Origin of the sequence: Vibrio lentus, from assembly GCF_002875945.1 — a bacterium.
In the GTDB taxonomy this organism is placed as follows: domain Bacteria; phylum Pseudomonadota; class Gammaproteobacteria; order Enterobacterales; family Vibrionaceae; genus Vibrio; species Vibrio apostichopi.
Genome location: NZ_MCZK01000102.1, coordinates 114,635 through 126,929, shown reverse-complemented (window position 1 = coordinate 126,929; position 12,295 = coordinate 114,635). Strand labels below are relative to the sequence as shown.

Genomic DNA, 12,295 nt, shown 5'->3' with positions numbered 1-12,295 from the left:
TTTATAATATTGTTAATAAACATTCAAACATTTGGTAACAGTTATGATGGGTCAGATTTATAAAAACATTTTACCAACCCTGCTAACCGCTTGTTTTACGCTTCCTTGGTACGTGAGCGCTGATGGCATAAGGTCTGACGCCGATTTGATAAAACTGGATAAATTTCAAGAGACTGTAAGTGGCGAGCCAATCGTCTTGGAAGCTAGCTCTCTTGAAAACCCAGTGAGAATTGCACTAATTTACCCAAGTGCAGATATTTCTGACTTTTGGATAAGAAATTACACTGCATTGAAGAAAAGATTGATTGCGTTGGAGTTGCCATTCGAGATCAGAGAGTTTACTTCGAGACAAATTGAACACTCATTACAGACCCAATATACCGATCAAGTTTTGAGCTCAGATACGCCCTATGACTTCGTGATTTTTGGCCCTTCTGAACTTGGAATGCAAGCCGAAAATATTCAAAAACTGTCTGCTTCAACAGAGTTCAAAACCTTTATTTGGGCTTTTCACACACCGAATGAACAATGGAAACACCAACCAGACAGTTGGTTCGATTTCTCAAGTGCGATGGGCGCGAAAGTGCTGTGTCACCATGTGTTGGAAGAGTTAGGTGATGAGGTGGAGTTTTCTGCAAATAGAGGGATTCCGGGCATCACTGATACTCAACGCTCGCAAGGTTTCATTGATTGCGTAGAGGAAAAAGGTGACTGGCTAACCGTGTATGAGCACTTTGGGCAGTATCAAAAAATTGGTGGGGCTGATGGGATTCGTTTGGTGCTCGGTAATTTCCCTGAAGTGACCATGATTCATAATGCCAATACAGCGATGACCATGGGCGCTGTAGATGCATTAGGTAAAGCCGGTATGCTATCGCAAATCTATGTCACGGGGTGGGGCGGAACAGCAAAAGAGATAGAAAAGATTCGTTCAGACGAATTGGATGCGACACCCATGCGAATGAGCGATGATCTTGGTGTGGCAACGGCTGAAGCCATCAAGTTTCATTTGGAAGAGAGAGAAGCGGAAGTTCCGTTGGTTTATTTGGGGCGCATTAATGTTGTGCACAACAAAATGACGGATGAGGAATTGAATCAGTTAACCAGAGAAGCGTTTCGTTACTCGGGTAAAAACTAAGCACGCTTTAATCTATCTAGCATTACACAAAAGAGCCGCTTATTCAGTTTAATCAGAATAAGCGGCTCTTTTTATGGTTGAGACTCTATGAGCATGTTTGGTTCACAACCTGAGTAGCTGTGATTAGTCAGTAATCTCTTCTAACACCTGACCAATAGACCCACTTGGTTGAGTGATACCCAGTTTGTTGGAAAGCGTTGGTGCAATGTCGTACGGCGTGATTGGACGAGAAACCTTTTTAGCATCTACATCATAGCCCGCGAAGATAACTGGCACATGCGTGTCGTATTTCCAAGGTGAACCATGAGTCGAGGCAATTTGAAGGCCTTCCATGTCGTTAATGTAGCTACGTGGAGCAAATACCACATACACATCGCCAGAACGAGCAGGGTGGTAGTTGTTCTTGATGAGCTGCATCACGTGAGTATCAGGTACTCGGTTTGCTGCGATATCACTGCTTGATACGGCAAACGCAACGCCTTTCACTTTTGCTATCTCATCCGCAATCGCTTCTTGGACCTTCGCGAGATTCAGTTTCTTTTCAGCGATCAAATCGTGATTTAGATAGATGTAAGGCTGCGCATACAAGCGAATTGCGTCTTTGGTTAAGCCAAAATCATCTTTCAGTCGTTTCTCTACACCGCTCGATAGCAGCGCATCTTTGTCGAAGTACTGAGCTTGACTGAAACCTAAAGCATTTGCCGCAGGTGAAGATTCAGGAACACCGTGGTCGGCAGACAGTACAATTAACGTATTCTCTAGCCCAATGTGGTTATCCACGGTCTTAAGAAGTTTAGCGATCGTTTTGTCGAGTCGAATTAGGTTGTCTTCGGTTTCAAGACTTTCAGGGCCATAAAGGTGAATCACATAGTCATTCGATGAGAAACTAACCGACAGGTAATCCGTTGCGTCACCTTGTCCAAGCTTCTCTTGCATCAACAACGTGCTTGCAAAGTTTTCTGTGATTTCATCGCCAGCCGGGCTTACGGTTAATGTTGTGCTGTAGTACTTGTAGCTCGCAGGGCCGTATGGGTGAGGGAAGGTGCGTTGGAAATCACCGAGCTTAACCTTGTGGTCCATGTTGTGCTCTTGCAGGGTGTACTGGTCACGCGGTAACGACAGTTCCCATCTCTGTTTAGAGTATTGAGCAGCAATTTCTTTTTCATTCCAACGAGATACCCAAGCCGGGTATTCGTCGTAGTAATAGTTACTGGTGACAAATTCAGACTGTGCCTTCGAGAACCAGAACGCTTTGCCACTGTGTCCTGCAAGGGAGATCGCGCCGCGGTCTTTTACCGAAACACCGAAGACTTTAGATTTTCCACTATTGGAAATCATCAGTTCGTCACCAAAGGTGGTGGCCAGTATTGGCTCTGGAGAGCGACCATCACCTTGTGCTGTTTTTTGCGTTGGATCGATCTCGGTTGCTTTGTCGACCCCCGCGCCTGAAGTCAGCATTTTGTAGTTGCCGTCTTCTACGTTATACACCAAACGTTCTTCACTGCGGTCATACCAAACATTACCTACCATACCGTGAACACTCGGTGGAGCGCCCGTTGCGAGCGACACATGACCGACAATGGTTTCTGTGTTGCCGTGCTGGTAGTTCGCATTGGTATAGTAGGTACCGTTATCCATTAAGTACCGAAAACCACCTTCACCGAAGTTGTGCTTATAACGCTCGATAAGGTCTGCACGCAGGCCATCTACCGTGATTTGAAGGACTAGATCTGGCTTCTCTGCTGCTGATGCAGGAAAGGCGCAGAGTAACGCGAGTGTAAGTCCTGAAAGCTTGGTGTATTGCATAGAGTGTCCTTATTCAGTGTGGCCGCAGAATTCTAATACTTGATCAGTGTTCTAACGTTTGGTCAGATTTCTAATGTTTGGATGGCGCAATCATGTGTTTAGTATTAATCATCGATGACCACTTAGTGGCTTTGGTCTACATCTTTAACTAGTCCGCATCTTTAACTAAGCGCAGACCCATGTCCGACATCGTGATCGATTGGCTTGCGAAATCACGACGGTAACTTTCAGATTCATCTTCGTCATAAGCAAAGCTGCCACCGCGCACTGATTTGTGTGATAAACCAACGTCACTGTGTTTAGCATTGTTTGGATTGTCTGTTGGTCCGAATCTGTAGAAGGTGTCATCGAAGGCATCAATGACGAACTCACCAACGTTTCCTGTCATGTCATATAAGCCTAGTTCATTTGGCTTCTTTAGCCCGACAGGATGCGCGCTATTTTTTGAATTTGCTGAGTACCACGCAACATCATCTAAGTTGTTGGAACCACTGTAAGTATAGCCTTTGCTTTTGTTGCCACCCTTCGCTGCAAATTCCCATTCAGCTTCAGTCGGCAGGCGGTATTCTTCGCCCGTTAATTCATTCAACTGTTCAACGAAATAGTTCGCTTGTTGCCAGCTTAGGTTATTGACCGGAACTTGCGGGTTTTGGAAATAACTGAGAGATGAGCCCATCACCGATTCGAACAATTCTTGAGTCACCTCAAACTTCGCGATGTAGAAACTATCTACAGTTATATCTCGCGCAGGTCGTTCTGCTTTGCTCGCTTCAGGGAGGTTTGAACCCATGGTGAATGTACCGCCTTCAACCAAAACCATCTCTTGGTCGATTTGTTGGGCGATAGGGTGTGTAGGCACGCTTGCACAGCCGCTCAGGAAAATAGTCATGGTGACGCCGCTAACTGCTGCTAAATGTTTGTAATTGAAAAATTTCATCACGTGCCTCAAATGTTCGAAATAGGCTGTGATTCTAACGTTTAAGGTCATTCCTATTGGTTATAAAGGGTATAACATGCCACTGACTTTATTAGGAATTATGATGGGAACAAGATAATAAGATAGGTAGGTAAATCATGCACATTACTCAAGGTCCACAATATAACGGTAAAGCGTCTAAGCGCTTACATGTTATGGCTAAACCGATTGGCGCAGCGTGTAACATTGACTGTAAATATTGTTACTACCTAAGTAAGCAAGATTTGTTGGAGTACAAGAAAGGCAGTTCTCCAAGAATGGATGATGAGACGTTAGAGACTTACATCCGACAATACATCGAAGGTCAAAATACCCCTGAAATCATCTTCTCATGGCAGGGCGGTGAACCGACCATGCTGGGTTTAGCGTATTTCGAACGTGTGGTTGAGCTACAGAAAAAGTATCAGCCTGAAGGTGTTTTGATTTCAAACGATCTACAAACCAACGGCACACTGCTGAATGATGATTGGGGTCGCTTCTTAGCAAAGAATAACTTCCTGATCGGTTTGAGTATTGATGGCCCTGAAATGCTGCACAACGCGTATCGTGTCAACAGAGCAGGTCGTGGCACATTTAAACAAGTGATGGCTGCTGCAGAGTTGCTGCACAAACACCAAGTCAAATTCGCAACGCTAACCTGCGTAAATAACCTCACCAGCCAAAATGCATTAGAGGTGTATCGTTTCCTACGTGATGTGGTGAAGTCTCCACAAATGCAGTTTATTCCTATCGTTGAACAGAAAACCTTTAGAACGGTTGCGCCACAAACGTCTCAAGTGAGTGAGCAACTTAAGCAAGGTGACAAGCGTCTGATCCCTGGCCATAAAGATTCAATCATGGAATCTTGGTGTGTGTCGGATTTGGCTTGGGGTAATTTCCTGATTGCTGTGTTTGACGAGTGGGCAAAGAACGATATCGGTAAAGTGTTCGTTCAGTATTTTGAAGCGAGCTTAGAAACGTGGATTGGTCGCCCGAACCCGCTTTGCACTTTGAACGAGATATGTGGCAAAGGCCTAGCAATGGAGCCTAACGGTGACGTGTTCTCGTGTGACCACTATGTCTACCCAGAATATAAAATTGGCAATATCCACCACGATAAACTTGATGACTTGGCGTACAGCGCGCCACAACAAAAATTTGGTTTCGCTAAATCACGCACATTGACCAGTCAATGTCAGCAATGTGACTACAAGTTTGCTTGTCATGGCGAGTGCCCTAAAAACCGCTTTATCAAAACTCGTGCCGGTGAGCCGGGTCTGAACTACTTATGTGCGGGTTGGCACAAGTTCTTTTCTCACGTTGATAAGTCGATGGCTTACGTCGCTCGAGCGATGGGGCACCCAGTTGCTCATGGTAAATTCAGTGATTCGGTCATGATGGCTCGTCGAGCAGAACAGGCGCAACAAGCTACGTTCGAGACCAAGTTTTAAGTCAAGTTCTAGGTTCAGAGTTATCGATCCTAACAAAATTTAATCAGATATGAGTCTAGGGACAGGCTAAGTTCTCCAGCTTAAGGTAATACTATGATCAAGAAGACTTTAGCGACTGCGGTTGCTTTATTTATTTCAACGTCCGCATTTATTTCAACGTCCGCATTGACTTCAACGTCCGCATTGACTTCAACGTCTGCGATGGCAGCCAATAGCGTTCAAGAAACCGTTGATGCGCCAGCACAAAATATCAATCAAGTGCTTGAAATGACGGACACTCAAACCCGCATTCAACAGTTGTCTTACATGGCACAAGATCAGAATCAATCTGTCGAGAACCGTACTGGTGCACTGCAAGAGCTTGCGACATACCCAAGCCAAAATGCGCTGGTGGCGGTTGCTAGAGGCTTGAAAGATCAAAACCCTGAAGTCCGTGAAGCGGCGGTTATTGGCTCTGAACCTTACCAACTAGAGCATCGTTGGGCATTAGTATCACCACTGCTAAAAGACAGCGATACCATGGTTCGTCACACGGCAACGTCAAACCTGATTCGTGACTTTAATGTTTTAGATGATCAACAAAAAGCACAAATTGAACCACCAGTAAAAGAGTTGATTAGCTTCTTGGAGACGCAAGAATCTGAAAAATTCCAACTATTGTTTGCTGATGTACTTCGTTGGCACAATGAGTGGGATAAGGCGGAAACGGTTTATCTAGAGCTGATTAAAACGCATCCAAAAGAGCCACAAGTTTGGTTGAGCTATGCCGATAACTTCCGTGCACAGAATAAAGACCAGCAAGCGGTTGAAGTGTTAGACCGTGGTTTGAAGAGCGTGCCGGACAATGCAGCAATGCATTACTCTAAATCTTTGACTCTGGTTCGGCTTGAAGACAAGAGCGCTGCGGCGAATGAGATTGAAGTGGCAGCCAAGCTAGCGAAAGATAACAGCTACTACTGGTACCTAAATGGGGTATTACAAGAAGAGTTGGATATCGACAAGTCGACCCAATCTTTTGAAAAAGCGTACCTAATTTCAGGCTCTCCAGAGCAACTATACGCAGTGTGTGACATCTACGTACGTTACGGTAATGAAAAAGCGGATGAATGCTTGGCAGAGCTTTCAAAAGTGGCACAGGGTTACGTGATTGATCAGCTGAAAGAGAAGCGAGTAGCGCCAAGCTCATAATATTTGTATGAGTGAATAGATAAGTCGCTAATGAAAAGCCAGTCGAAATCTTCGACTGGCTTTTCATTTAGTGTCAACCCATATCAAGACGGGTCATAGAGTTCTGTTTGGAATGTGTTTGGAATCAGAAGCAAGTTGGAGGCGTCTAAAGTGGGTGAGCTTATTGACTCACCCATTTAGTTAAATCATTCGCCCATTGAGGTGGATGCGCGACGTCTGTCTGTTGCGCCATGGATCTTGCCATCTTTGATTTCAATGGCGTTCAAACCGCTGACCACTGGAATGACATGCACTGGGTAACCGAGCTGCATGAACTCAGGAACCAACATTTCAGCGTAAGTCTTCTTCTCGACTAATAAACCGGTTGGGTCATAAGGTTTGGTTCGGTCAATCTTAGTGCCGTACTGAATGTTTGGGAGGTCGATAGCTTCTTGTGCGGAGAGATCCCAATCGAGAACACCCACCACGGTTTTCAACACGTAACCTGGGATTTGCGAACTACCCGGAGAACCGACCACTAAGCGCAAGTCGTCTTTTTTATCCATCACCATTAACGGCGTAATCGCAGAGCGAGGACGTTTGCCTGCTTCTATGGCGTTTTGCGTCGGCTTACCATTGATGGTTGGTTTGGTTGAGAAGTTTGCCATCTGCGCATTAAGAATCACGCCGTCGACCATCACTCCAGCACCCATACCTGTGCCGACGGTACTTGTCATAGCAATCGCGTTTCCGTCTTTGTCGATGATGGAAATGTGTCCAGTATCCTGACTTTCAAAGCCTTGATACTGTGCGTATTCGGTGTCGGTGATTTTCCCCGCTTTAGGGTTGTTTTGAGCAATGCCACTTTCAGGGATCAGTTTGCGTCGTTCATCGATGTAGGATTTGTCGAGCAAGGCATTCACAGGGGCTTCAACGTAATCAGGATCACCTGCATAAGCGATTCGGTCGGCTTTTGCGATTCGCATTGCTTCCGTCATTAATCGCCAAGGTTCGACATCGGTTTTGGACATGTCTGCCAAATCATAGGCTTCTAGCATTTCAAGACTTTGAGCAACCATCACGCCACCAGAGGCAGGGTAGCCAAACGACACAATCTTATTGCCTCGATAGTCGCTTTCAATGACATCACGCTGTTTAACGTGGTACTGCTCAAAGTCTTCGATAGACAGCTTAGCGTGGTCTGAGTCGATACGGTTGTTGACCGTTTCAACGATATGCTTACCAAACTTACCACCATAAAGGTATTTGTCACCTTGCTGAGCAATATTGGTCAGTGTGTTGGCAAGTTCTGGGTTCTTCATCAAAGTGCCTGTTGGTTTAATGTCATCGTTATCCCAATAGAGTGCTTTGATTTCAGGGTCTTCAATCAATCGTTCTTGCTCACGAACCACGATGTCATAGGTGTAGCTGTTCATCGCATAGCCTTTGCTAGCCAGCTCAATCGCCGGTTGAACTAACTCAGACCATGGCAGTTTTCCGTATTCTTGATGTGCGCTATAGAGCAAACGAAGGGTACCCGGTACTGCGACAGATCTTGGCCCTAAAATCTCATTTCGACTGAGTGCCTTACCACCTTCTATGAACATATCTGGAGTCGCACTTGAGGGCGCTTCATCACGACCATCGAGTGCAAGAAATTGGTCTTTGTCTTTTTGATAAAACAGCGCGAAAGTGCCGCCGCCGATCCCTGTCATATCCGGTTCTACGACCGACATGGTCATCTGCATCGCGACCATAGCATCGACCGCGTTACCGCCTTTTTTGAGTATCGAATACCCAGTACTGCTTACGTATGGGTTAGTCGCACTTACCATAAACTCTTCGCCACTTTCATCTGGCGTAATTGGAAAAGGATTTGGCTCAGCCGCGAAACCGACCGCTGAAACCAAACTTAAAGATAAAGTAGCTATTCGCATGCGTTCTCCGTTTAAGGTATCTGTTTATTCGCTCTAAGATTGACCGAGCAAGGGCGGTGAAGTTCGTGAGTTTGCAGCCTTTTGACACAATGCTGACGGCTCTGACAGAACTATTAAATTGTAGATCACTCTGCGACGTTAATTTATTACCAAGTTGAATGTAAGAAGGGTTTTGGCTTCTTTATATCGATTTAATAGTGACGATAGGTCTGCTCTTAAATAATAAAAATGAGGAAAAAAACCGCAGAACTATATTTTAAATAAAGGGCCGATATTTTGATGGCTAGGGGCTTTTAATAAAATGGTTATTTATACATGTTGATTTATATGGTTATTTTTCCTAGATAACAGTTTATAAATAATATTAACATTTCTGTCACTATTTTTGGTGTGACAGATTGATATACTGGTCAGATCTGTTATTGTTCGAATAATTAGTGCAGTTTGTCATACTGTTTAGCAAGGAAAGCTTATGTTTACACTATCGATCAAGAATAGAATTCTAGCGTTATGTTTAGTTTCGTTAGTCGGGTTTATTAGTATTCTATTTGTTGGAGGGGATACATTAACCAACAATACCAAGCAGGTTAATCGAATTGATCAAGTGACTTATCCTGTCATGAATTCTGCTTCGTTGAATAGTGTTTTAATCTCTCAATTAGCAGAGCGTTTTAATTTAGCAGTGACTCTCGGTGATGAAGAGATTTTGGAGATGAATAAGCAAACTCTTGCTGCGATCCAAAGCAACTTCAATATTCAAATTTCATTGGACCCATCTTTACAGGGTTCATCCGCACTTTTGCAAAATCAAACCAATCAATATTTCGATCTGGCTTATCGTATCGCGCAAGACATGATCGACGAAGAGATTAGCCTTAGTGAGGCGGGTCGTCTCGCGAAGCAAAGCACTGCAATTTTAGAAGAGCTTACTACGGGTATGAGTGAGTTTTCGTCGGCTCGTCAGTCAGAGTTTGAGAACGCAGTGCAAGAATTAGAATCGAATAACAAAACAGCTAACCAGATCATGAGTATTTCAGGTGCATTAGCCATGCTTGCTATGTGTATCTTTGGATGGTTTGTTGTAAAAGGTATACGGAAAGATTTAGCAAACATCAGTGATAAAATGCGTGATATTGCGGAAGGGGATGGTGATTTAACGGTTCGCTTACAACACGAGAAAAACGACGAACTAAAGCCACTCGTTGAATCATTCAATAGTTTTGTTTCTCATCTACAACAAAACGTGACGCATACAATCGAGAACGTCACTCAATTGGACACTATTTCTAGCGCTTTAGTGAGCTCTAGTCAGGTCACTAACGAACTTTCGACCAAACAACATCTTTCTATTGAAGAAGTATCTAGTTCATTAAATCAGTTGTTTGTTGCTGCCAGAGAGATCGCAACGAACGCGAATGATGCTTCGACTTCTGCTTCGAGTGCCAGTGAACAGGCGACACTAGGAGAGCAGCAGGTTAAAAGTACCATTTTAGCCGTGCAAGAACTGACGCAAGATGTAGGCAATGCTTCACAAGTGGTTAAGCAGTTGAATGACAAGACTCAAAGTGCCGGATCTATCTTAGAGGCGATAAGCGCTATTGCTGAGCAAACAAATCTACTGGCACTAAATGCTGCAATCGAAGCGGCACGTGCTGGTGAGCAAGGTCGTGGTTTTGCTGTTGTTGCTGATGAAGTTAGAACGTTAGCATCAAGAACACAAACGTCGACACAAGAAATCCAATCTGTACTTTTGCAGTTACAAGAGCAAGCTAAAACAGCCTCTACGATCATTTCGGATAGCGTGATGAAAGCTGAAACCTGCGTTGAAAAGTCACTGGTTGCTGAAAACTCGCTACAAAAAATCACTTCCGAGATCACTGAAATCAGTCAGCGAAACGAAAGTATTGCCGCTGCAACTGAAGAGCAGGAACAAACTTCAACTCGTATAGAAACTTTTGTCGAAGAAATTAGAAAAATGGCAGAAGGTACAAGCAACAGCGTTCAACAAGTCGACGCAGTTGCTCATGACATTCAGGAAGTCACTCGTAACATATCAACATTAACTGGCCACTTTAAGGTTAGTTAAGCCCTCACGAATTATTCCTTCTCTCTTTCTGGCTATGCCTCAAGGAGGGCGGGAGTATGCCCAAAATTTGGGTTAATTACATAAAAACAAGAAACAACATAACAAATTGGAGTTAGTTATGAAAAAGACAGTGGTTGCTGCCCTAGTAAGCATGGCGTTTGGAGCAAATGCTGCAAATATGGATAACCTTCGTATTAGTGGATTTGGTTCTGTAGGTATCGGTAAGTCAGATAACGCAATCGGTTATGCTGGCTACACGGACGAAAAATTGGATTGGGAGCAAGAAACACTCGCGGGCTTGCAGTTCGATTTCCAAGTTAACGAGCGAGCAAAGTTCGTGACGCAAATTGTTGCAAACAGCCGTTATGACTATGAACCAAAAATCGAAATGGCTTACGCCTCTTATGATTTTGATTCATTTACTGCCCGTGCAGGTAAGCTGCGTCTACCTCTGTTTTTCTACTCTGACTACACTGATCTTGGTTATGCATACCCTATGATCAGACCTTCTCAAGAATTGTATGAAAACATTGTTTTAAAGGGCTATACGGGCGCTGATTTATTGATTCCGATTGAGCTTGAAGATTCAAGCATTCTTCTTCAGCCTGTGGTCGGTATTGGTACTATTGATGAAGACGACTCAATTGTTGGTGAAGTTAAACTGGATAAGTTGTTTGGTATTAGCGCCAACTGGAATGTAGATGACTTTACCTTCCGTGGTTCATATTTTGTTGCCGAATCTAACCCATCTTGTGACTTCCAAAATTCTCAGGATCCGTACTGTCAGCTAGGTGCGATTTTAGATAGCCAAGATGGCCAGTTTATCTCTTTTAGTGCTCAATATGACAACGGTGACTTACTGGTTAATGTAGAAGCCGCTGACGTTCAATTAGAAGGTCAATTTTATGATTATCAATCGGTATCTGGCTTGGTTGGTTACCGTATTACTGAATTTACGCCTTATATTTCTGTAAGTTGGGTTGAAACAACAGATAACGAAGAACGTGAGAACATGATGAGCACGGCTGTGAAGGAGTCAATGAATTATGAACGTCTTTCTTACTCTGTTGGTAGCCGCTGGGATTTCGCTAAGAACATGTCTTTAAAAGCGGATGTTACCTACGTAGATTACCGCGACACAAGTGGCGGTTTCCAAAGCAATGTTGAAACAACTGCAAATCCATATGTTGCGACCGGTAACTACCTTGAAGACAGTTCTATTGTTTATTCAGCACGTCTTGATTTCGTATTTTAAGGAGGCAACATGAAAAGTTTACTGACAGCAATAACCATAGCGGTTCTTTCATTTAATGCTTCTGCTGGAATGGTCGTTATTGGTAACAATGCAGGTGTTGATTCATTATCAAAATCTGATGTTAAAAAACTCTTTATGGGTAAAAAGAGCAAGCTATCAAATGGTACGAAAGCACAAATAGTCGAATTGGCTGATGGTTCTGAAGGGCGACTAGCTTTTCACGAGGTAGCGACAGGGCGCAGTGAATCACAGCTTCAATCAGCTTGGTCACGACTCGTCTTTACAGGTAAAGCTGAGGCACCTATTCAGGTAGCTGACTACAACGAGGCCATTACAACGGTTGCTTCTAAAACCAACGCTATTGGTTATGTCGATGAAGCAGTAGTCACAGGTGACGTGAAGGTTTTATTTAAGTACTAATCGGCTGTTACTTGTCCATCATAAAAAAGCCCAAGGTAGAGTGACTATCTTGGGCTTTGTTTTTTCATGACGATTGTTTA

Annotated in this window: 9 protein-coding genes; 6 read left to right on the top strand and 3 right to left on the bottom strand. The window is 43.9% G+C overall.

Annotation, left to right across the window (positions count from 1 at the left end):
* Positions 1–43 precede the first annotated feature (43 nt).
* Positions 44–1,138, top strand: coding sequence for a substrate-binding domain-containing protein (locus tag BCT49_RS09140; protein WP_102434973.1), 1,095 nt, complete (start codon positions 44–46; stop codon positions 1,136–1,138).
* 123 nt (positions 1,139–1,261) lie between these two features.
* Here BCT49_RS09140 and BCT49_RS09135 read toward each other — a convergent pair whose 3' ends face one another.
* A complete protein-coding gene (locus BCT49_RS09135; RefSeq protein WP_102434972.1) occupies positions 1,262–2,944 on the bottom strand; it encodes an alkaline phosphatase family protein in 1,683 nt (560 codons plus the stop codon).
* Positions 2,945–3,092: 148 nt separating this feature from the next.
* On the bottom strand, positions 3,093–3,881 hold the full coding sequence (locus BCT49_RS09130) for a formylglycine-generating enzyme family protein (RefSeq protein WP_102434971.1): 789 nt from the start codon (positions 3,879–3,881) through the stop codon (positions 3,093–3,095).
* A gap of 137 nt (positions 3,882–4,018) precedes the next feature.
* Between BCT49_RS09130 and BCT49_RS09125 the strand changes: the two genes are divergently transcribed.
* On the top strand, positions 4,019–5,350 hold the full coding sequence (locus BCT49_RS09125; RefSeq protein WP_102434970.1) for an anaerobic sulfatase maturase: 1,332 nt from the start codon (positions 4,019–4,021) through the stop codon (positions 5,348–5,350).
* Positions 5,351–5,443: 93 nt separating this feature from the next.
* Positions 5,444–6,538, top strand: a complete 1,095-nt coding sequence (locus tag BCT49_RS09120) for a tetratricopeptide repeat protein (RefSeq protein WP_102434969.1) — start codon at positions 5,444–5,446, stop codon at positions 6,536–6,538.
* Positions 6,539–6,723: 185 nt separating this feature from the next.
* Here BCT49_RS09120 and ggt read toward each other — a convergent pair whose 3' ends face one another.
* Complete coding sequence (ggt, locus tag BCT49_RS09115; protein WP_102434968.1) at positions 6,724–8,454, bottom strand: gamma-glutamyltransferase; 1,731 nt, start codon at positions 8,452–8,454, stop codon at positions 6,724–6,726.
* Positions 8,455–9,073: 619 nt separating this feature from the next.
* Between ggt and BCT49_RS09110 the strand changes: the two genes are divergently transcribed.
* The 3 genes from BCT49_RS09110 (at position 9,074) to BCT49_RS09100 (ending at position 12,215) form a co-directional block, all read left to right on the top strand.
* A complete protein-coding gene (locus BCT49_RS09110; protein ID WP_102435033.1) occupies positions 9,074–10,540 on the top strand; it encodes a methyl-accepting chemotaxis protein in 1,467 nt (488 codons plus the stop codon).
* Between the two features lie 118 nt (positions 10,541–10,658).
* Positions 10,659–11,795, top strand: a complete 1,137-nt coding sequence (locus BCT49_RS09105; protein ID WP_102434967.1) for a hypothetical protein — start codon at positions 10,659–10,661, stop codon at positions 11,793–11,795.
* Between the two features lie 9 nt (positions 11,796–11,804).
* Positions 11,805–12,215, top strand: a complete 411-nt coding sequence (locus BCT49_RS09100; protein WP_102434966.1) for a phosphate ABC transporter substrate-binding protein — start codon at positions 11,805–11,807, stop codon at positions 12,213–12,215.
* Positions 12,216–12,295: the final 80 nt, after the last annotated feature.

Coding starts and splice junctions, on each gene's coding strand:
- BCT49_RS09140 (WP_102434973.1), top strand. CDS start 44: ATGATGGGTCAGATTTATAAAAACATTTTACCAACCCTGCTAACCGCT.
- BCT49_RS09135 (WP_102434972.1), bottom strand. CDS start 2,944: ATGCAATACACCAAGCTTTCAGGACTTACACTCGCGTTACTCTGCGCC.
- BCT49_RS09130 (WP_102434971.1), bottom strand. CDS start 3,881: ATGAAATTTTTCAATTACAAACATTTAGCAGCAGTTAGCGGCGTCACC.
- BCT49_RS09125 (WP_102434970.1), top strand. CDS start 4,019: ATGCACATTACTCAAGGTCCACAATATAACGGTAAAGCGTCTAAGCGC.
- BCT49_RS09120 (WP_102434969.1), top strand. CDS start 5,444: ATGATCAAGAAGACTTTAGCGACTGCGGTTGCTTTATTTATTTCAACG.
- ggt (WP_102434968.1), bottom strand. CDS start 8,454: ATGCGAATAGCTACTTTATCTTTAAGTTTGGTTTCAGCGGTCGGTTTC.
- BCT49_RS09110 (WP_102435033.1), top strand. CDS start 9,074: ATGAATTCTGCTTCGTTGAATAGTGTTTTAATCTCTCAATTAGCAGAG.
- BCT49_RS09105 (WP_102434967.1), top strand. CDS start 10,659: ATGAAAAAGACAGTGGTTGCTGCCCTAGTAAGCATGGCGTTTGGAGCA.
- BCT49_RS09100 (WP_102434966.1), top strand. CDS start 11,805: ATGAAAAGTTTACTGACAGCAATAACCATAGCGGTTCTTTCATTTAAT.